23 protein-coding genes are annotated in these 19,731 nt (G+C 69.4%); 10 read left to right on the top strand and 13 right to left on the bottom strand.

The window, feature by feature from the left end:
• The first annotated feature begins 165 nt into the window (after positions 1-165).
• The 5 genes from K8V84_RS25180 to K8V84_RS25160 all read left to right on the top strand — a co-directional run bounded on the left by K8V84_RS25180 (position 166) and on the right by K8V84_RS25160 (position 5,035).
• Positions 166-639 (top strand): Lrp/AsnC family transcriptional regulator, encoded by a 474-nt coding sequence (locus K8V84_RS25180; protein ID WP_304079256.1) that lies wholly within the window; start codon positions 166-168, stop codon positions 637-639.
• A 106-nt stretch (positions 640-745) separates the two neighbouring features.
• Positions 746-1,585, top strand: a complete 840-nt coding sequence (locus tag K8V84_RS25175) for a DMT family transporter (protein ID WP_304079254.1) — start codon at positions 746-748, stop codon at positions 1,583-1,585.
• Positions 1,586-1,839: 254 nt separating this feature from the next.
• A complete protein-coding gene (locus K8V84_RS25170) occupies positions 1,840-2,298 on the top strand; it encodes a hypothetical protein (RefSeq protein WP_304079253.1) in 459 nt (152 codons plus the stop codon).
• A gap of 196 nt (positions 2,299-2,494) precedes the next feature.
• The gene (locus tag K8V84_RS25165; protein WP_304079250.1) at positions 2,495-3,385 is read left to right on the top strand and encodes an amidohydrolase family protein; all 891 of its coding nucleotides are present in this window, start codon (positions 2,495-2,497) and stop codon (positions 3,383-3,385) included.
• Positions 3,386-3,463: 78 nt separating this feature from the next.
• Positions 3,464-5,035 carry a long-chain-fatty-acid--CoA ligase gene (locus K8V84_RS25160; protein ID WP_304079248.1) on the top strand — a complete coding sequence of 524 codons (1,572 nt, stop codon included), beginning with the start codon at positions 3,464-3,466 and terminating at the stop codon, positions 5,033-5,035.
• 62 nt (positions 5,036-5,097) lie between these two features.
• Here K8V84_RS25160 and K8V84_RS25155 read toward each other — a convergent pair whose 3' ends face one another.
• Positions 5,098-5,886 (bottom strand): VOC family protein, encoded by a 789-nt coding sequence (locus K8V84_RS25155; RefSeq protein ID WP_304079247.1) that lies wholly within the window; start codon positions 5,884-5,886, stop codon positions 5,098-5,100.
• A 91-nt stretch (positions 5,887-5,977) separates the two neighbouring features.
• Positions 5,978-6,778: a VOC family protein gene (locus K8V84_RS25150; protein WP_304079245.1), complete on the bottom strand. Its 801-nt coding sequence runs from the start codon at positions 6,776-6,778 to the stop codon at positions 5,978-5,980.
• A 133-nt stretch (positions 6,779-6,911) separates the two neighbouring features.
• On the opposite strand from K8V84_RS25150, the gene K8V84_RS25145 reads away from it, so the two are divergent.
• Complete coding sequence (locus K8V84_RS25145; protein ID WP_304079243.1) at positions 6,912-7,835, top strand: PfkB family carbohydrate kinase; 924 nt, start codon at positions 6,912-6,914, stop codon at positions 7,833-7,835.
• A gap of 4 nt (positions 7,836-7,839) precedes the next feature.
• Here the strand turns inward: K8V84_RS25145 and K8V84_RS25140 are convergent, their stop codons facing one another.
• Positions 7,840-8,352, bottom strand: a complete 513-nt coding sequence (locus tag K8V84_RS25140; protein ID WP_304079241.1) for a GNAT family N-acetyltransferase — start codon at positions 8,350-8,352, stop codon at positions 7,840-7,842.
• Positions 8,353-8,452: 100 nt separating this feature from the next.
• On the opposite strand from K8V84_RS25140, the gene K8V84_RS25135 reads away from it, so the two are divergent.
• Positions 8,453-8,695 carry a type II toxin-antitoxin system Phd/YefM family antitoxin gene (locus K8V84_RS25135; protein WP_304079240.1) on the top strand — a complete coding sequence of 81 codons (243 nt, stop codon included), beginning with the start codon at positions 8,453-8,455 and terminating at the stop codon, positions 8,693-8,695.
• A 9-nt stretch (positions 8,696-8,704) separates the two neighbouring features.
• Here the strand turns inward: K8V84_RS25135 and K8V84_RS25130 are convergent, their stop codons facing one another.
• From K8V84_RS25130 to K8V84_RS25120, 3 genes are all read right to left on the bottom strand, one after another.
• Positions 8,705-8,956, bottom strand: a complete 252-nt coding sequence (locus K8V84_RS25130; RefSeq protein WP_304079237.1) for a Smr/MutS family protein — start codon at positions 8,954-8,956, stop codon at positions 8,705-8,707.
• Between the two features lie 106 nt (positions 8,957-9,062).
• Positions 9,063-9,431, bottom strand: coding sequence for a hypothetical protein (locus K8V84_RS25125; RefSeq protein ID WP_304079234.1), 369 nt, complete (start codon positions 9,429-9,431; stop codon positions 9,063-9,065).
• Between the two features lie 62 nt (positions 9,432-9,493).
• Positions 9,494-9,835, bottom strand: coding sequence for a hypothetical protein (locus K8V84_RS25120; RefSeq protein ID WP_304079232.1), 342 nt, complete (start codon positions 9,833-9,835; stop codon positions 9,494-9,496).
• Positions 9,836-10,036: 201 nt separating this feature from the next.
• Here K8V84_RS25120 and K8V84_RS25115 point away from each other — a divergent pair, with 201 nt between their 5' ends.
• Complete coding sequence (locus tag K8V84_RS25115) at positions 10,037-10,249, top strand: winged helix-turn-helix domain-containing protein (RefSeq protein WP_369696680.1); 213 nt, start codon at positions 10,037-10,039, stop codon at positions 10,247-10,249.
• A gap of 48 nt (positions 10,250-10,297) precedes the next feature.
• On the opposite strand, the gene K8V84_RS25110 is transcribed toward K8V84_RS25115, so the two are convergent.
• The 5 genes from K8V84_RS25110 to K8V84_RS25090 all read right to left on the bottom strand — a co-directional run bounded on the left by K8V84_RS25110 (position 10,298) and on the right by K8V84_RS25090 (position 14,511).
• Complete coding sequence (locus K8V84_RS25110; protein ID WP_304079227.1) at positions 10,298-10,783, bottom strand: GNAT family N-acetyltransferase; 486 nt, start codon at positions 10,781-10,783, stop codon at positions 10,298-10,300.
• Positions 10,780-11,592 (bottom strand): TIGR02452 family protein, encoded by an 813-nt coding sequence (locus K8V84_RS25105; RefSeq protein WP_304079225.1) that lies wholly within the window; start codon positions 11,590-11,592, stop codon positions 10,780-10,782. Before K8V84_RS25105 ends, K8V84_RS25110 begins: the two co-directional genes overlap by 4 nt.
• A 93-nt stretch (positions 11,593-11,685) precedes the next feature.
• Positions 11,686-12,471 (bottom strand): class I SAM-dependent methyltransferase, encoded by a 786-nt coding sequence (locus tag K8V84_RS25100; RefSeq protein WP_304079310.1) that lies wholly within the window; start codon positions 12,469-12,471, stop codon positions 11,686-11,688.
• A 55-nt stretch (positions 12,472-12,526) separates the two neighbouring features.
• Positions 12,527-13,372, bottom strand: a complete 846-nt coding sequence (locus tag K8V84_RS25095) for an SURF1 family protein (protein ID WP_304079223.1) — start codon at positions 13,370-13,372, stop codon at positions 12,527-12,529.
• Positions 13,373-13,473: 101 nt separating this feature from the next.
• Positions 13,474-14,511 (bottom strand): chaplin family protein, encoded by a 1,038-nt coding sequence (locus K8V84_RS25090; protein ID WP_304079220.1) that lies wholly within the window; start codon positions 14,509-14,511, stop codon positions 13,474-13,476.
• Between the two features lie 764 nt (positions 14,512-15,275).
• Between K8V84_RS25090 and K8V84_RS25085 the strand changes: the two genes are divergently transcribed.
• Positions 15,276-16,397 carry a CapA family protein gene (locus K8V84_RS25085; RefSeq protein ID WP_304079217.1) on the top strand — a complete coding sequence of 374 codons (1,122 nt, stop codon included), beginning with the start codon at positions 15,276-15,278 and terminating at the stop codon, positions 16,395-16,397.
• 99 nt (positions 16,398-16,496) lie between these two features.
• On the opposite strand, the gene add is transcribed toward K8V84_RS25085, so the two are convergent.
• A complete protein-coding gene (gene add, locus K8V84_RS25080; RefSeq protein WP_304079215.1) occupies positions 16,497-17,513 on the bottom strand; it encodes an adenosine deaminase in 1,017 nt (338 codons plus the stop codon).
• Between the two features lie 172 nt (positions 17,514-17,685).
• Between add and K8V84_RS25075 the strand changes: the two genes are divergently transcribed.
• Complete coding sequence (locus K8V84_RS25075) at positions 17,686-18,330, top strand: hypothetical protein (protein WP_304079213.1); 645 nt, start codon at positions 17,686-17,688, stop codon at positions 18,328-18,330.
• A 46-nt stretch (positions 18,331-18,376) separates the two neighbouring features.
• Here K8V84_RS25075 and K8V84_RS25070 read toward each other — a convergent pair whose 3' ends face one another.
• Positions 18,377-19,723 carry an aldehyde dehydrogenase (NADP(+)) gene (locus K8V84_RS25070; protein WP_304079308.1) on the bottom strand — a complete coding sequence of 449 codons (1,347 nt, stop codon included), beginning with the start codon at positions 19,721-19,723 and terminating at the stop codon, positions 18,377-18,379.
• Between the last annotated feature and the right edge of the window lie 8 nt (positions 19,724-19,731).

Here is a 19,731-nt window from a genome sequence, read left to right as displayed (position 1 = left end):
GCGGTGGTGCGTCGTTGCACCAGGGCGTGGCCGACCGGCGGGCGACGTTGCCGCCCAGGAGAGGATCGCTCCCTGGCGAGCCAAATACGACCTTTTCCCTCAGATGTTACGCATGTTCCGGAGTTGAACTCAACATTCCGTATCAAGTACGGCTAGACTCCGCACATGGCTGATATTGACGAACTTGATACGGCGATTCTGGCCGAACTCCAGTCGGACGCACGGAAGACCAACCGCGACGTGGCCGCGGCGGTGGGCGCGTCGCCCACCACGACGCTCGATCGGACCCGAGCACTGCGGGAAAGGGGTGTGATTCGCGGCTCACTGCTGGACGTGGACCTGGAACTGATCGGTCGCCCGGTCCAGGCGCTCATCACCGTCAGCGTCGTGAAACCATCGCGTCACAACATCGAAGCGTTCCGCGACTGGGTCCGTTCCCTGCCGGAAACGCTGTCGGTCTTCGTGACGTCGGGCGAGGAGGACTTCCTGGTGCACGTCGCCCTGCCGGACAACAACAGCCTGTACGCGTTCGTGGTGGACAAGCTCACCGAACGCCCGGAGGTGGCCGACGTGCGCGCGTCGATCGTCTACGAGCACCTGCGCAACCACGGCGTCACCCCCGCCCGCACCCGTCGCTGAGTCGAGAGGCCGACCGCCCACACCCTGTGGACGAACCCGGCCGGACCGAGGACGAGGGCCGGGTCCTACTCTTGCGGGATCCACCGAACCCCGCCCAAGAGGTCCAATGACCACACCCATCTTCGCCGCGGTCCTGGTGGCCGCGCTTCTCCACGCCACGTGGAACGCGATCGCACACGCCATCACCGACCGACTCCTCGGGTTCGCCCTCATCGGGCTCGGCGGGATGCTCGCCACCCTGCCCCTGTTGTTCGTGGCCGGTCTCCCGCCGGTCGAGGCCTGGCCGGTCCTGCTCGGCTCGCTCGTCGCGCACGTGCTCTACCTGTGCCTGCTGATGCTGTCCTACCGGACCGGTGACTTCGGTCAGGTGTACCCGTTGGCGCGTGGCACCGCCCCGTGGGTGGTGGCGCTCATCGGTGTGGTGGCGCTCGGCGACGTCCTGCCGCCGAACGAACTCGCCGGGGTGCTCGTGGTCTCCGCGGGGCTGATGGTGCTGGTGTTCGCGAACGGCATGCCTCGTAGGGAGCACGCCCCCGCGCTCCTGGCGGCCTTCGCCACGGGGCTCGCCATCGCCACCTACACGGTGGTGGACGCCTACGGTGTGCGCCTCACGGAGAACCCGCTCGGGTACATCGCCTGGGTCATGTGTCTCCAAGGACCGGTGTTCTTCCTGGTCGCCCTGGCCACCCGGCGAGGAAGGCTGGTGGAGCAACTGCGTCCCATGTGGAAGGCCGGACTGATGGGCGGGGCGGTGAGCGCGGGCGCGTACGGGCTGGTGCTGTGGGCCCAGCTGTCGGGGGCGGTCGCCGGCATCGCGGCACTGCGCGAGACCAGCATCGTCTTCGCGGCCGTCATCGGCCTGGTCTTCTTCCGCGAACGGTTCGGGCCGGTGCGCGTCGTCGCCTCGGTGGTGGTGGTCGTCGGGGTCCTCCTCCTGGCCCTTTGAACCCGCTCCGCGACGCGGTCCCACCCCGCTCCCCCGGAGCGGGGTGGGCCCCGAGCGCTCCACTCGGCCTCACCCGTGCCGGAGCCGGTGGGCGGGGAGCCCCGCGCCGCTCTCGAATCGCATGTCCTGGTACGTGGTCCTCAAAAGACCGGTCGGTTCACGGCGTTCTCCCGAACGCGCATTGCGCGCCGCTTTGTCACCACGGCGCGCTGTCCAGGCCCTCCACCACTTTCACCGAGTGCAAGCCGCCTCCCGTGCGGCCCCCTTCCCCGCTCTTCCTTCCGTCCCTCCCCACAGACGAGGAGATTCCGGGCTTCCTCGTGGTGCGTACCGCCCACGACGACCAGGACGCGTGGCAGGACACGCTCTCGTACCTGGCCGACCTGCCCGGCGTGCTTTCGCACCCATCGCTTTCCCGGCCGGAACACGGTGACCCGGAGGCCGTTCCCCCTCAAACCGACAAGCGCCTGCTCCTGGTGGACGACCCCGCCTGGCGGAACGCCACCACCGCCAAGGTCCACTCGGCCATGGAGCGGGCCGGCCCATGGCGCCCGGACCTGGTGTTGCCGGCCGACGACCGCACCACGGCCGACCCCGTGCACCGCCCCTCCTGGCCTTCAGCCCCTCCCCAGGGACCACGACGACTTCGACCGCGGCGGGGGTTCATCCCGCACTGGGAGTTGGAGCACGAGGACGGCGGCGAGGCCCTGTGAGGGCACGGAGCTCCCAGGGCCGAGGACCGAGATACCCGGCTCCGGTTCCGGGCGTCTCACCTGAACGAACTGTTCGGGACCGGCCCCCGGGTGCCACCCGGCTCCCGGGGGCCGGGCCGCACCGAACACTCCGCCGGGCGGCCGGTCGCCGGCCCCGGCTCCGAACGTGGTTCGGACGGACCATAAGCTGGAGGATGTGACTGGAATCTCACCACCCACCGGGTCCGACGAGAGCACCGAGGTCCGCCGGGTCTGGCTCGGGCTCGACCTCCCCGGTCTCGTGGACGTGCACACCCATTTCATGCCCGACAACGTCCTGACCAAGGTGTGGTCCTACTTCGACGCACTCGGCGACGGCGTCTGGCCCATCACCTACCGTTTCGACCAGGACGAGCGTCTGGACATCCTGCGCGACCTCGGGGTCCGGTACTTCACCGCGCTGTCCTATCCGCACCGCCCGGACATGGCCCGCTGGCTCAACTCCTGGGCCGCCTCCTTCGCCGAACAGAACCCCGACTGTCTGCGCAGCGCCACCTTCTACCCCGAACCCGACGCCAAGGACTACGTGGCCGAGGCGATCGAATCCGGCGCCCGGGTCTTCAAGGCGCACCTGCAGGTGGGCGCCTACGACCCGCGCGACCCGCTGCTCACCGACGTGTGGGGGACGCTCGCCGACGCCGGGACCCCGGTGGTCGTGCACTGCGGTTCCGGCCCGATGCCCGGAAGGTTCACCGGGCCAGGCCCCTTCTCCGAGGTTCTGCGCGCCCATCCCCGACTCACCGCGGTGGTCGCCCACGCCGGCGCGCCCGAGTACACGGCCTTCCTGGACCTGGTCGAACGGTACGAACGCGTGCACCTGGACACCACCATGGCGTTCACGCCCTACGTAGAGCGAATGTCGCCCTTCCCACCCGCGGAACTCCCACGACTGCGCGACCTCGGACACCGTGTCCTGTTGGGTACGGACTTCCCGAACATCCCCTATCCCTACCTCGAGCAGATCCGGGTCCTGGTCGACCTCGACCTCGGGTCCGACTGGTTGCGCGGGGTCCTGCACGACAACGCGGCCGGACTGTTCGGACTCTGACCGTCCCCATACGAACCATCTGCCCTGATAACACCACAAGCCACACCGGCACCTGTAGAAGTCGAAGGAGAGGGCACCTTGGAACTCACACTGACGCCGCTGGAGTTCGCCCGCCGCACCCGCAGGCTGTACCCACAGCGCGAAGCGGTGGTCGACCGGGACCTGCGCCTGACCTACGAACAGTTCTTCGACCGCTGTGACCGCTGGTCCTCGGCCCTGCAGGCCATGGGGGTGGCCAAGGGCGACCGCGTCGCCTACATCGCGCCCAACACCCACGCCCAGCTCGAATCGTTCTACGCCGTCCCGCAGCTGGGCGCGGTGCTCGTCCCGGTCAACTTCCGGCTGACCGCCGAGGACTTCGTCTACATCGTCAACCACTCCGGCGCCAAGGTTCTCTGCGTGCACGCCGATCAACTCGGTGCCGTGGAATCGGTGCGCGATCGGATGCCCGGGGTGGAACGCTTCGTGGCACTCGAAGGCTCTCGCGAGGGTTGGGAGGACTACGAGGCGCTCATCGCGGCCGCCTCCCCGGACTTCCACCGTCCGGAGATCGCCGAGACCGATCTGCTCACCATCAACTACACGTCGGGGACCACCGCCCGCCCCAAGGGGGTGATGATCACCCACCGCAACGCGTACATGAACTCGGTGGGCACCCTGCTGCACCTGCGCGTCGAGCTGGGGCAGAAGTACCTGTGGACCCTCCCGATGTTCCACGCCAACGGGTGGACCTACACCTGGACGGTGACCGCCGCGGGCGGCACGCACGTGTGCCTTCCGGTGATGGATCCGGCACGGGTGTTCGAACTGATCCGGACCGAGGAGGTGAGCTGGCTGTGCGCGGCGCCGACCGTGCTCATCATGCTCGCCAACACCCCGGAGGAGGTCCGTGGGAGCGTCCCGTCCGGTGTCCACGTGGTCACCGCCGGCGCCTCCCCCGCCTCGGAGACCATCGAACGGCTGGAGGAGGACTTCGGCTGGACCATCACCCACGTGTACGGGCTGACCGAGACCGCCCCGTTCATCACCGTCTGCGAGCCGCGCCCGGAACACCGGGAACTGTCGGTGCGCGACCGCGGCAGGCTCAAGGCCCGTCAGGGCGTCGAGCTCATCACCTCCGGCGAACTGCGCGTGGTGGACGGCAACGGAGACGAGGTGCCCTGGGACGGCAAGACCGTCGGCCAGATCACCGTCCGCGGCAACGTCGTCATGAAGGGGTACTACAACGACCCCAAGGCCACCGAGAAGGCCATGGGCGACGGCTGGTTCCGCAGTGGGGACGCGGCCGTCATCCACCCCGACGGCTACGCCGAGATCCAGGACCGGATCAAGGACGTGATCATCTCCGGTGGGGAGAACATCTCCTCGGTCGAGGTGGAGGGCGTGCTGCTACGGCACCCGGCCGTCCTGGAGGCCGCGATCGTGGGTGTGCCGCACGAGCGCTGGGGTGAGACCCCGCGCGCCTTCGTGGTGCTCCAAGAGGGGGCCACGACCACGGAGGCGGAGATGATCGCGTTCACCCGCGAGCACCTCGCCCACTTCAAGGCGCCGACCCAGGTGGAGTTCGTGGACCGGTTGCCCAAGACCGCCACCGGCAAGATCCAGAAGTTCGTGCTGCGCGGCGGCTCCTCGGCCGTCTCCCGCCAGTAGCGACGGCGAGGCGGGTCGGCTCACGGGCCGTCCCGCCTCGTTCCCGGCTCACCCCGGCGAGATCACTCCGGTGACGGGGTGAGCAGGACGAACCCCGCGGAGAACGGGTCGGCGCAGACCGCGAGACGCCCCACACCGTGCGTGGTCTCCGGCCCCACGTGGACCCGGCCACCGGACTCGCGTACCCGGGCGGCCGCCGCGTCGCAGTCGGCGACGTGGAAGACGGGGTGCCAGTCGGCGGCGCCCTTCGTCCGTGGCAGGTCCTCGGCCCGCACGCCCATGATCCCGCCGAAGTAACGGTCCTCGCCCTGTTCGGCCGGACGGATGGTGGAGTACACCTGATCGCCGATCGGAACGTCGTTGAACTCCCAGCCGAGCAGGGCCCCGTAGAAGTCCTTGGCACCCACCACCGAGGGTGTCCACAGCTCGGTCCACATGAGCGAACCCGGCACGTCGACCGCCTCCGCACCGGCGAAGCCCCGCGGTTGCCAGAGCGGGACCGCGGCGCCCTGCGGGTCGCTCAGGAAGGCCATCCGCCCCAGATCCATCACGTCCATGGGTTCGATGTGGGCCGTCGCTCCCAGGGCCTTGGCGGCGTTCACGGTCGCGTCCAGGTCCGGGGCGGTCAGGTAGACGGTCCAGGCGATCGGCTGTTCCTCCGCCATCCGGGGACTGAGCGCGCCCACGAGCGCACCGTCCGACCGGAAGTTGACGTAGCCCCCGGTCTCCGGCCCGGCCGACTCCGCCTCCCAGCCGAACAACGCGCCGTAGAACTCGGCCGACGCCTCGACGTCCGGGCTGGTCACCTCGGCCCAACAGGGCGAACCGAGTACGTAGTCGGTGGTGATCATCAGGTTGCCTCTCGTGTCGCTTTCCCGTCGGTGTGCTCTCGGGTACCGACCCTTCGGGGATCACCTCGGTGAAGGGTCGGTGGGTCCTGGCTCAGAGATGTTCGTTCAGCGGCTCCAGGATCACGAACCCGGCGGAGAGCTGATCCGAACAGACCGCCAGCCGCCCCACCCCCGGAACCTCGTCCGGCCCCATGTGCACCCGGCCGCCCGCATCGCGCACCGAAGACGCCACCGCCGTGCAATCCGCCACCTGGAACACCGGATGCCAGTCGGCGGTGCCCTCGGTCTGGGGCAACTGTTCGGGGAGCGTCTCCATCAGCCCGCCGAAGTAACGGTCCTCGCCCGTCCCCGCCGGACGCGTCGTCGTGTACGTCCCCCCATCGCCGGGGAAGGAGACGTCGGCGTACCGCCAACCGAACAGGTCACGGTAGAAGTCCTTGGCGCTCTGCGCCGAAGTGGTCCACAGTTCCACCCAACACAGTGCTCCCGGGCGGTCGGCCACCTCCATGCCGGCGAAGGTGCCGGGTTGCCAGAGTGCGAACCAGCCGCCCTGCGGGTCGGTGGCGTGCGCCATCGTGCCCAACTCGAACACCTCCGTGGGCTCCACCTGGAGGGCTCCCCCCAACTCCCGCACACGCCGCGAACTCGCCCCGACGTCGTCGACCTCGAAGTGGATCGTCCACGCCGGCGGCTCGTCGTCGACGATGCGTGGCCCGATCCCGGCGATGTAGGCCCCTTCCGACCTCAGGGCCAGGTAGTCGGCGAGCCTGGCCCCTCCCGAGACGATCTCCCAACCGAACACCCTCGAATAGAAGTCCGCCGTGGCCTCGGGGGAGTCGGACCCCAGCTCGATCCATCGGGGCGAGCCGTTGACGAAGTCGGTGGTCAGCATGGGTTCTCCTCCTATCGCGCCTTCCCTATCGAGTCTGGGACGGACCATCCCACTGGAGCGGGACCGCCCCGGCAAAGAATCGACAACCACATGCGAGATGATCCGGGGGACCGGACGACGAGAGGACCCCGCAGTGCCCGTACGACTCCACCACGTGGGACCGGTGATCATCGACGTCGTGATGGAGGTCGATGGCGTACCGGCACCCGGCGGCGGTTCCTTCGCGAGCTCCGCGCGGACCCTGCCCGGAGGCGGGTTCAACGTGGTCTCCGCGGCGACGCGTGCCGGGATGGAGGTGGAGTACGCCGGGGCGCACGGGAGCGGCCCCAACGGCGACCTGGTGCGGTCGGCCCTGCGCGACGAGGGGGTGAAGGCCGTACATCCGCCCCGCCCGACCGACACCGGCTTCTGCGTGGTCCTGGTGGACCCGAGCGCAGAACGCACCTTCGTCACCCACCTGGGCGCCGAGATGGACCTGCCCCTGACCGACCTGCGCGGCCTGCGGCCGCTGGCGGGCGACTTCGTCTACACGGTGGGGTACTCGCTGTTGCCGGGCGAGCGGGCGGAGGACCTGGTGACCTGGATCGGTGGGCTGTCCCCCGACGTGCGTCTGGTCCTGGACCCCGCGCCGGTGGTGGGGATGATCCCCGACGCGATCTTGGATCGAGTGCTGCCCCGAGTGGACGTGCTCAGCCTCAGTGCCGCCGAGGCCGCCACCCTCACCGGAACCTCCGATCGAATGCCGGCGGTCACGGCCCTGACCGAGCGAGTCGGCGGCGTGGTGGTGCTTCGCATCGGCGCCGAGGGCTGCCTGGTCGCGGCGCCCGGTAGCGCTCCGGTGCACGTGCCCGGGTTCGACGTCGAGGCCGTGGACACCAACGGCGCGGGCGACGCGCACGTGGGGGTGTTCGTCGCGGCCCTGGCCACGGGGGAGGAAGTGGTCCCGGCCGCCCGCCGGGCCAACGCCGCCGCGGCCCTGGCGGTGACCCGCAAGGGCCCCGCCACGGCTCCCACCGCCGAGGAGGTGGAGGCGTTCCTCCAAGACCGAGGTCGATGATCCCTCAGGCCCGCCCGGGCAGGGAGACGTGGACCCGGTGAGGGCCGTTGTAGTGGAAGCCCCGGCCCACCACGAGGAATCCCAGGCGTTCGGCCAACCGCAGGCTCGGGGTGTTGTCCACGTGCGCCAGCGCCCAGACCGAGTTCGGCCCCAGTTCGTCGAGCCCGTGCCGAAGCAGCGCACGGGCCGCCTCGGTGGCCAACCCGGACCCACCGAACCTGGTGTCCAGGTACCAGCCGATCTCCGGAAGATCGCCGGGCAGTTCCTTCGAGGGGCGTAGGTGGGCCGGACCGACCACCTGGTTCTCCCTCACCATGACCCGGTGACCGAGTTCCGGTGGGCCCTCGTAGGCGAGCCGGTTGTCCACCATCGCCCGGGCCAGGTCGGGATCGGGGAGGTCCACCCCTGAGTGGGCGCTTATCACCGGGTCAGCGAACAGCGCCACCACGTCGTCGGCGTGCCGACGCTTCAGGGGGACCAACGTCGGTCGCCCGGCCTCGACGATCGCCTGCTTCACTCCCACACACCCCATCCCACCATCACCAAGGGAACTCTCACCGAACGTACGATTTCTTGCACGACGACGGCGAGCACGATCGCGCCGTGGAGGGTCCAAGATGAAGACGTTGACCTACATCGAATCCCGAGACGGCTACGCCGCCCTACTCGATTTCGTGATCGACGACCAGGAAGAGGTCGTCATCACACGCGCCGGGCGTGAACCGGTGGTGATGATGGCCTTGTCGGAGTACGAGAACCTCAAGGAAACCGTCCACCTGTTCCGCAGTCCTGAGAACGCCCGACACCTCGTGACAGCGATCTATGAGCTCGAATCCGACCACGGTTCGAGTAGCGGGTGACGCCTTGCGTCAGTGTTTGAAGTGGATGAAAAGGCGACCGAAGTTCTTCGAGTCCTTCTCCACCCGGTGGTAGCGGGCCTTGATGTCCTTGCGGTCCAGGAAGCGCAACACGCGCTTCTTCAACTGGCCAGAACCCTTGCCCGGGATGATCTCCACGGTCTTGGCCTTCTTGCTCTCGGCCTCGTCCATGATGTCGTTCAGGGCCTGGTCGATGCTGCGCCCCTTGTTGAAGATGTCGTGGAGATCGAGCTTGAGCCGCACGCTTCTTCCTCCCGGTCGGTTGGCACGGATGATACGCGCCCGATCCTCGCGCGTTCCGTCCCGGCACCGAAAACCCCGCTCCGAAGAGCGGGGGCGGGCGGCGAGATCAGGCGCACCGCCACGGTTCGGGCAGCGGAGATCCCGCGCGAAGCAGGCCCTCCAGTGTCCTCCAATGCCGGCAGGCTTCGCGGAGCGCGGTGAACACCGGGCCGGTCTCCCCGGTCTCACGGAGAGCTTCGGACAGAGCGTCGTACACCCACGTGACGGGCTCCACGTCGCCATCGTGCCCGCTCAGGGCCCAGCGGGACGGCAGTGGGGCACCCGCACGAAGCAGCGAGTCCAGCGTCGTGAACACGTTGTAGGCGCTGTTCAGGGTGGCCACCGCGTCGCACGGCGGCCCCGGCGAGGTCGGCAGTCGGTGGAGCTGTGCGGCGCAGGCGTTCACCACGAACGGTTCCGTGTGCTCGGTGTGCACACCCCCGTGGTTCCGGCCCAGGACACAGCGAGGCGACGCACAGTCCAAAGGTTCGATGTTCCTCACGCCGCCACCCCCGTGACGATCGCCTGTGCTCGCGTGTGGTGGATGTAGTACCCGCGAACCAGCCGCACGGGCGGGAGCGGGTAGCGCGGGTCGACCTTCAAGGGCGCGCCCGGTGACACGGGGCGGGGAAGCGAGTCGATGGGCCGGCGCGGGGCCGGGATCACCGGCGGAGAAAGCGTCGAAGGAGGTGAGACCACGTACCGGCGGACTCGGCGAGCACGGTTGCGGCGCAGCTCCGCGAGGACACCCGCACAGCGCCCGTAGGGGTCGGCGTGGACGGCCTGCGAGGGCCCGATCAGCCTCATCAGGCAGGCGAACAGAGCGATAAGGTAAGGCATGTTGCCGCTCCTTCTAAGCGGTGGCCATGGCCCCGGGACGTGTTCCAGCACGTCGCCGGGGTTCCTCATGCGTGAGGACTCTTTCATCATAGACGAACTTGGCCCACCTGGCACGTGCTGGCACGTACCTGACCGTTATGGCCCACATAATTACCGGCCGGGTAGATTTGATCCGTGGTGGATCTAGATGGACCCGAACCGATGTACCGGCAGATCGCGCGAGCGCTGAGCGACCGGGTAAACGACGGAACGTATGCGGCCAACCGCGTGATGCCGTCAGAGTCCGACGTGTGCGAGGAATTCAACGTGTCACGTCGCACCGCACGTTCCGCGTACGCTCTCTTGGCCGAGCAAGGGGTCGTCACACGTGTTCCCGGCAAGGGAACCTACGCCGCCGACCTGGGCCAGGCCTGAACGCCACCGACCCGCGCACCTTCGCGAGGATTCCGCGTTTCTACCGGCTCACAGGCGCAGCTCGAAGCACATCCGGTCCGTGCCGGGCCCGTCGTAGTCCTCGTGCGGTCCGGTCACGGTGAAGCCGATCGACCGGTGGAAGGCGATCGACCGCTCGTTCGAAGGCGAAGTCACCGCCCGCACCACTCCCCTTCCCTCGACGAGGGCCGCGTTGGTGAACAACCGGTACAGCTCGCGCGCCGCCCCCGAGCGACGATGTGCCGGGGACACTCCGGCGAAGTGCACGTAGGCCTCCTCCGACCGCGCCTGCGAGGGGAAGCCCACCAGGAACCCGGCCAAGTTCCCCTCGTCCTCCGCGACGAGGCTGGTGGCGTGGAAGTGGTCCAGGAACAACCGGGGCAGGATGTGCGTGACCGGCCTGCCCCACCAGGCGTCGCACACCCGAAGAATTCGCCCGTGGTCATCCGGCCGAGCGTTGCGGATCACCGTCCCGGCCGGCCCGGCACCCTCCCATGTCCCACTCCAGGCGTTCATCCGCCGAAGACCTCCTCGAAGGGCGCCCGCACCGCCGGATCACGGTCCAACACGGCGAACACCACCAGGTCGAAGACCCCCGCGAACTCCCCCTTCAAGTGGAGTCCGAAGGCACGGGCCACGGTGGCCGGGTCGTTGCCGAACACACCGCAACCCCAGGCACCCAGAACGAGCCGAGTAGAGCCATGGTGGGCGGCCACGGCCAGGACCGCACGGGCCCGCGTCTCCAGCGCCTCCGTCACCTGGTCGGCGTGTTCGGGCTGGTTGCGGTCCACCATCCGCCGGTTGGGCGCGGGGGAGGTGAGGAAGTCGACCGGAACCGCGTCGGACAGCCACCCGCCCTTGGCGTCCCGGTAGACCGGCACGCTCGGCGACCAGATCACCCGGTCGGAGTACAGCAGGCTCCGCTCGGCCCGATGGTGCTCGTAGTACTCGGGGCAACGGGTCAGCGAGTCGTACAGGGCACTGGAACGGGCCAGACCCTCCTCCTGGGCGCGTGCCCCGTTGACCACCCCACCACCGGGGTTGCGGGCGGACGCGAAGTTGAGCGCCGCGACCCCGCCACCGCTCTCGCCGACCACCCGCCGCGCGGCGGCCAAGGTGTCCTCGCCGGTCACCTCGTAACGGGTGTCGAACCGCGGCTCGGGCACCGACAGCGCGGCGATCTCCTCGGGCAGGTGCAGCCGCGTACCCTCCCGCATCACGGCGAGCGGACCCGCCAGGTCCACCATCCGCCCTTCCACGGTGTAGTGGCCGGCCTCGTAGGCCTCCCGGGTCTGTCGCCACACCTCGCGCATGCGTACGGACACCGTTTCTCCCTTCATCCGGCCCGAAGCTACAGCGTGCTCCACCCGAACCCAAGGGGTTTTACGTCCGCCCGGGATCGCCGAACCAGAAGACGGTCACGGCTTGACGGCGCTGAACACCGCGGTGCCGGGGATGATGCGGCCTCGCACCGGCCCCCAACCTCCCCACACCTGGTCGTTGTCCTCGGGCCACTCGGGTTCGATCAGGTCGCGCAGGACCAGGCCGGCCGAAACGATGCCCCGCACCCAGTCGCCGATCGTGTGGTGGTGTTCGGCGTAGATGGCGCGACCGTCCTCGTCCTCCTCCACGTAGGCACGCCGGTCGAAGTAGGACTGCCGGACGGTGAGCCCGTGTTCGGTGGGGTCGTCGGGAAAGCACCACCGGATCGGGTGGGTCACCGAGAACACGAACCGTCCCCCGGGACGCAACGTCCGGGCGGCCTCGGCCAGCGCGCTCTCGGCGGCGGGCACGAACGGGAACGCCCCGAAGGCGGAGAAGACCACGTCGAAGGAGTCCGCGGCGAACGGAAGACGCTGGGCGTCCGCCTGCACGGTGGGCACCCGCAGATCGGTCTGCTCGTCGATCCGCCGCGAGTGCTGGAGCTGGCGCCACGAAAGGTCGAAGGCGACCACCTCCGCCACCCCCTGGGTCCGCAGCCACCGGGAGCACTGGCCGGCCCCACATCCGATCTCCAGGACGCGGGCGTCGGTCACGTCACCGAGCAGCCGCGCCTCGGCCTCGTCGAGCCCCTCCGGGGACCAGACGAACCCGGCGTCGCGCAGGAATTCCCCGTGTTCGGCCTGGTAGGCGTCGGCGGCCCCGTCCCACCAATACCGGCCCGCCCGGGCGCTCTCCTTCGCGCCCACCGCGCGTCGGTCCATACCGCCGGGTGCCGGGTACTCCGGGCCCCCGATCAGGTCGTCGTCCACACCGCTCCTAGTTCTGTGTCCGTTGGATCCGGTCGGAGGAGGCGTCCTCGGCCTCGGTATCGTCCTCGGGTTCGCCCTCGGGCCCGACCGCGGCCTCGTCCCCCGTCCCGTCCTGGGGCGGATCGCGCAGCTCACGTCGGATGAGGACGATCCACCCGACCACCACGACGATGGTGAACACCCACCACTGGAAGGCGTAGGAGGCGCTCATGCCCTGGTTCTCCTCGCGCAGGGCGAGGCGTTCGGGCGCCGGGTCGGGCGCGGGGTCCTGCTCGATGAGCTCCACGTAGCCGCCGTAGATCGGATAGGGCAGCTCGTCGGAGAGTCGATCGACGTCGACGAACATGATCTGCCCCTCGGGCAGCCCTCCGTGTTCGCGCAGACCGGTGTTCTCCTCGGTCTCGCCGAACTGCAGACGCCCGGTCACCTCGATGGTGCCCTGCGGCACCGGGGGGACCTCCGGGGTGTCCTGCGCGGTCTCCCCGCGTTCGATCCACCCCCGGTTGACGAGTAGGGCGGTCCCGTCCTCGGTGACCAGCGGGGTGAGGACGTGGAACCCCACCCCCTGGGAGCCGTCCCGGTTGCGCAGCAGCAACTGGTGGTCGGTGTCCCACTCCCCTTCCGCCTCCACCGTGCGCCACCGATCGCCGGGATCGACGTCGGCGCCCACAGCGGCGAGTTCCTCCACCGGCACGGGCTCGGCGGCCACGTTGTCCCGCTGGAGGTCGACCGCCGCGGCACGCTGCTCGGCGCGGTCGAGCTGCCAGAACCCCAGCCAGATGAAGGACGGGACGATCAGCAGGACCAGCGCGTGGAAGGCCAGCATGCGTCTGGAGAACAGGACTTTGAGCACGTCTTCGAGGTTATGAGACGACGGCGGCCGCGCCGCACCGCCCCCATGTCGGGAGCGGCGCGGCGCGGCCGTTGAGCGTGGATCGGTGCCCGAAGTGTGTCCTACTCCTCGTCGGCGGTGGCGGCCTTGCGCTTGCGGGCGAAGTACAGACCCGCACCACCGGCGCCGACGGCGGCCAGGGCGGCGGCGACCAGGCCGCTCAGGGCGCTACCGGTGACGGCGAGCGCGGGGCCGTCGGCCTGGTCGGAGGGGGCGGGCTTGTCGTCGGAGGGCTCTTCCTCGCGCTCCTGCTCCTTCTCCGGGGTCTTCGGGTCCTCCTCGGGCTTCTCGGGCTTCTCCTCCGGGGTCTTCGGGTCCTCTTCCTGCGGCTCCTCGGGCTTCTCGGGCTCCTCCTCGGGGGTCTCCGGCTCTTCCTCGGAGATCGTCTCGACGCAGGAGGCCTCGGCCATGCCCAGCACGGAGACGGCGTTTCCGCAGATCTGGACCGCGGCGTCGACGGGGACGACGACCTGGTTGCCACTGGCCACACCACCGGAACCGTCGGTGGAGACCTCGGTCGCGCCCTCGTTGTCCGGGGAGGCGTGGATGATGTTGATGACGGTGGTGCAGCTGGCGCTGGAGGCGCCGAGGACCGCGACGGAGTTGCCGCAGATGTCGATGGCGGTGTCGACCGGCAGGACGATCTGGTTGCCACTGGCCACGCCACCGGAACCATCGGTGGAGGCCTTGGTGCTCATGGTGCCCTCCTCTTCCAGGACCTCCACGACGGAGGTGCAGTCGGCCTCGGAGACACCGGCGACGGCGGCGGAGTTACCGCACACGTCCAGGGCCGCGTCGACCGGAACGATGATCTGGTTGCCACTGGCCACACCACCGGAACCATCGGTGGAGGCGGAATGGCCGCTGCTCTCGTAGAGGACCTCGGACACCTTGGTGCAGTCGGCCTTGGAGATACCCAGGATGGCGAGCGCGTTGCCGCACAGGTCGGCCTCGATGTCGACGGGGACGACCACCTGGTTTCCGCTGCCCACGCCGCCCGAGCCGTCGGTCTGGGCGTCGGCGAACGCGGCACCGATCGGCGCGAGCACCAGTCCGGCGGTCATTGCGGTGGCGAAGGAGTAACGGAGCGTGTTGCGCATGGTGCGGCTGGACCTTTCAGAAGACTGCCAGGGGATGCGCCGAGCGGAGCGCTGTTCTCGTGCGACCCGCACTTTTCCGAAGCCCGCGTTGTGGGCGTTCGGAAGGGTCGCACTTTGGGCGGACCCGGCCACCACAGATCGGTGGCACGGCGGGGCGGCCCGCTTGTTCGTACAGGGGTGACGGTGACGCCCTTTCGGAGTTCGTTCCGAGGACAACCGCCAACGGACCGAAACGTTAGAGCAGAGCGCGAGAAAGCGCAGTGCTTTTCCCAGAACTTCCCGAACAACCCGCGATCACCCTGCACGCACGGATGATCACTACTTGACGTAACCACTGTTCAGGGCTTGATCATCGGCTATTCATCGGCACGATCCGCAGCCTGAGGCCATCTGTCGGGTCCGAAAACTTTCCCCCCGACACGCCCGAGAACACACTAATCAACTTAGTGGATTAGCTCTTCACGCACATTCCGAGTGCGCCTTAACCCATGCATGAACAATTGCCGGAATTGCACCTTATGACCGAAGAGTGAATATCTCCCGACCCCACCCCCCGAAACCACGAAACCCCCACACGGAAATCCGCGTCATCGCTGATCAAGACGCCTACGCTGATCGTGACGGGCCACTCTCGGCCCATTCTCATCGAATACCGAAAGCAGGAGACCCGCGTCCCGAGCGGTCGAATCGGCCAACCGGATCCGGTGGACAGGCGTCCTTCATCCCATCGGACATGCCCACGGATCCCCCTCACGGAGCATGGAATGAACCCCGAACACACGCGTCCACGCAAGCTCCGGGTTCTCGCGGCCGGCACCGCGACCCTGGCGTTCACCCTCTCCGCCGCCTGTTCCCCGGCAGACCAGAACACATCGCCCGACGAGGGTGCCCTACCTTCGGGGGAAGGCACCGACACACCCCGAACGTCCACCGAGGCGGCTCCCGATCCCTTCACCATCGCCTTCGGCGGTGACGTGATGTTCGACGGCCTGCTCCTGCCCCGACTCGACGATCCGTCGACCGCCCTCGACCCGATCGCCGAGCGGCTCTCCGCGGCCGACCTGACGATGGTCAACCTGGAGACCGCGGTGACCGAGGGCGGCACGCCCGTACCGGGAAAGGACTTCGTCTTCCGCGCTCCCGCGACCGCGTTGGAGGCCCTGGACTCCGCGGGTGTGGACGTGGCCACGGTCGCCAACAACCACGGCATGGACTACGGGGAGGAGGGACTCCTCGACACCCTGGACAACGGCGCGAACTCCCCCGTCACCCTCGTGGGGGCCGGCCACGACGTCGACGAGGCCTACACCCCGCACGTCGCCGAGGTCAACGGCCAGAGCGTCGCCCTGTTCGGCGCCACCGACGTGATGGACGAGGAGCTCATCCCCGTCTGGACCGCGGGCGAGGACCGGCCCGGTCTGGCCACCACCAAGTACGAGATGAAGGACCGGCTGGTGGATGCGGTCACGGGTGCCGCCGCCGAGCACGACAACGTCGTCGTCTTCCTGCACTGGGGGCTGGAGGGGGCGCACTGTCCGCTTCCGCACGCCCCCGGGCTGGCCGACGAGCTCATCGACGCCGGCGCCACCGCCGTGGTCGGCGGGCACGCGCACGTGTTGTCCCCGGGCGGATTCCAAGGCGACGCCTACGTGCACTACGGCCTGAGCAACTTCGTGTTCTACAACTTCGAGGGCCCGACCGCCGAGACCGGGGTGCTCACCCTCACCCTCGATCAGGGCGGTGTCCTGGAGGCCGACTGGGCCCCCGCCCGGATCCAGGACGGCGTTCCCGTTCCCTATGAGGGCCAGGACGCCGAACGGGCCCACCGAACGTGGGTGGACATGCGCACCGACTGCGGGCTCCCGCTCAGCGACTCCCCGGCCTGACCCCCGGCGCCTCGGCCCGGTTCAAGGGGTTCCGGTGCCCTCCATCCGAACAGGCGCGGGCCCGGTGTCCCGAAGGCGAGGACGCCGGGCCCGCCCCCTTCAGGACACTCCGTGTCGGGCGGCCACCGCGTCGATCTCCGCCAACAGCGCACGACGGCGTGCCGCGCCCAGGTAGGACGCCTCGACCCCGTTGCGGGCCAGGCGCACCGGCCCGGCCGCGCCCAGCAGGTCATGGGCGATCCGGTACTCGCCGGTCAGGTCGCTGCCGAACATCGTGGGGTCGTCGCTGTTGAGGGTGACCAACAGCCCCGCTTCGAGCATGGCCGGCAGGGGGTGGTCCTCGATCCGCTCCACGGCGCGGGTCCGCAGGTTGGAGGTGGGGCTGACGTCGATGGGCAGTTGTTCGTCGACCAGGCGGGCCACCAGCTCCGGGTCCTTCATGGTGTCGATGCCGTGCCCGATCCGCTCCGCCTTCAGCAGGTCCAACGCCTCACGGACCCGTACCGGCCCACCGTGCTCGCCCGCGTGCGGCAGGCTCGCCAGACCGGCCGCCCGGGCCCGCCCGAACACCTCCGCGTAGGGCTCCAGCGGGGACTCCACGCCACCCACCCCGAGACCGATCACGCTCGACGGGCCGTCCCGAAGCACGGCCGACACCGTTCGTTGGGCGGACTCCGGCCCGAAGTCCGCGGGAAAGTCGGGGATCCACCTGAGTTGGACGCCGTGGTCGCGTTCGGCCTCGATCCGGGCCTGCTCGATGCCGTCGAAGACCACCTTCGCCGGCACCCCGCGCATCAGGTGGGTGTACAGGCTCACGTGGACCTCCGCGTAGCGGACGTTCTGCGCGGCCAACCTCTCTGCGACGACCGAGGTCAACAGCGCGAAGTCGGCCTCCTCCCGCAGGGTGCGCACCGACGCCAGGTAGACCTCGACGAAGTGCGGGAAGTCGGTGAACTCGTACCAACTCCGAAGTTCTTCGAGGGTGTCCGGGACACCCTCGACCCGGTGGCGTCTCGCCAGTTCGAAAAGGGTCTCGGCGGGCATCGACCCTTCGAGGTGGACGTGGAGTTCCACCTTGGGCAGGGCGTCGACGAGGGCGTGGGGGTCCTGGGCCATGGAGACAACCTCGGGGCGTGGTGCGGATGCGGTCGGTCTTCGCAACCTAGGGGACGGTGTCCTCCGGCGACAGGTCGTCGCGAAGGACCTGACGAAAGTTCGGGAACTCCGGGGCGGGGCCCTGACTTCCGTGCATGGTGCGACCGGGGTCCGGATTCGTAGTGTGAGCCCCATGACCTCCCCGCTCTGGAACAGCCCGCACTCCTCCTTTCCTCCCGCCAACCCCACCTCCGGACAGCTGGCCGCAGCCCGGTTCCGACTCCACGCCCAGCACCACCCCGTTGGCCACTCCGCCCTCTGGGCGGGCGGCGCCGGAGTCGTCGCCCTCCTCCTCGCCGGGCTGTTGACCGCCCCGAACCTGACCGAGCCGGCAGGCGTCCCGGGATGGGTCCTGGGCGCCGTCGCCATCATGACCCTGGCGGTGGCCCTGTTGGCCGGTGCGGCCGCCTACTCGATCGTCCGCGGGACACCCGCCTCACCCGAGACCGATCCGGTGCGATACGCCGTCGCCCGGTGCCAGGCGGGCACCGGATCTCCGGGTCCGGATGAGCGGGTCAACCGGACCGCCCGACACATGGTCGACCACCTCGTCCACGTGTCGAACCCGACCTACCGGTTCGTACCGCTGCTGATCGCCGCGGCCGCCTTCGCGGTCCGGCCCCTGATCGATATGGCCGGCTCCGGCGCCGAGACCTGGACCCTGTTCCAGTTCGTTCCGGCCGCGATCATCATCGTGGGCATGGTCGTCCTCGAACCCCTGGCCGAGCGCGAGCGGGACGCCTGCCTCTCCTTCCGCGAACAGTACGACTCGGAGTGAGCCGGTGGCCCGGGCCGGAACCCGGACCACCGTGCGTTCGACGGGATCAGACCGACGGCGATCCGCCGTTGACCCTCCTCGGCACACCGAGCGGGTTGCCGTCCCGCAGTTCGGCCGGCAGCAGGGTGTCCGGCACCGACTGGTAGGTGACCGGACGCAGGAACCGACGGATCGCGGTGGTGCCCACCGAGGTGTGCGCGGGCGCCGTCGTGGCCGGATAGGGGCCGCCGTGGGTCATGGCGTGTGAGACCGCCACACCGGTCGGCCACCCGTTCCAGATCACCCGGCCCGCCACCGAGGCGCCCAGGGCCAGCAGGGCGGGCGCGATGGGGTCGTCCTCCTCGCCGTGGACGGTGACGGTCAGCTGCCCTTGCAGGACACCGCCCACCTCCAACAGTCGCCGCTCATCGGGATAGGTGACCACGAGTGTGGCCGGACCGAAGCACTCGGTCAGCAGGGCCTCGGAGTGCTCCAGCAGGGAGTCCAGGTCGGTGCGCAGCAGGCTCGGTGTCCACCCCTCGTCGGTCCGACGCCCCTGGACCAACACCTCCGTGGCCGGGTGCCGCGACAGCTCGTCCAACCCGTGCGAGTAGCCGTCCTCGACCCGGTCATTGAGCAGCGGGGCCGCGGCACGGCCCTCCAGGTCACCGACGAGGGCGTCCAGCTTCGCGCCCTCGGGGACGAACACGACCCCGGGCTTGGTGCAGAACTGGCCCGATCCCATCGTGGCCGAACCGGCGTAGCCCTTGAGGACCTCGGTGCCGCGGGCGGTCATGGCCGCACGGGTCACGAAGACCGGGTTGAGGCTGCCCAGCTCCCCGTAGAAGGGGATCGGGTCGGGACGGGAGACCGCCAGGTCGTACAGAGCCCGCCCGCCCGGGATGGAGCCGGTGAAGCCGACCGCGCGGGTGTGCGGGTGGGTCACCGCGCTCTTGCCCGCCTCGAAGCCGAAGACCAGGGCGAACACCCCTTCGGGCGCGCCCGCGTCGTTCAGGGCCGCGACGACCACCTCGGTGGTGCGGCGGGCCAACTCCGGATGTCCGGGGTGGGCCTTGACCACCACGGGGCAACCAGCGGCCAGCGCCGAGGCGCTGTCCCCACCGATGGTGGAGAACGCGAAGGGGAAGTTGCTCGCCCCGAACACCACCACGGGGCCCAGGGGGACCAGGACACGACGCAGATCCGGTCGGGGGGTGCCCCAAGCCGGGTCGGCGGGGTCCACCATGGCCTCCAGGTACTCGCCCTGTTCCAGGACGTCGGCGAACAGGCGGATCTGGAACGTGGTGCGTCCCAGTTCACCGCGGCATCGCGCCTCCGGGTAGTGCGACTCGGCCATCGCGATGGGGACCAGGTCCTCGGCGGCGGCGTCCAGAGCATCGGCGACCGCGCGCAGCGTGCGGG

The organism is Nocardiopsis listeri (assembly GCF_020741345.1).
Classification (GTDB): domain Bacteria; phylum Actinomycetota; class Actinomycetes; order Streptosporangiales; family Streptosporangiaceae; genus Nocardiopsis; species Nocardiopsis listeri_A.
This window is presented reverse-complemented; position numbering and strand designations above follow the sequence as displayed.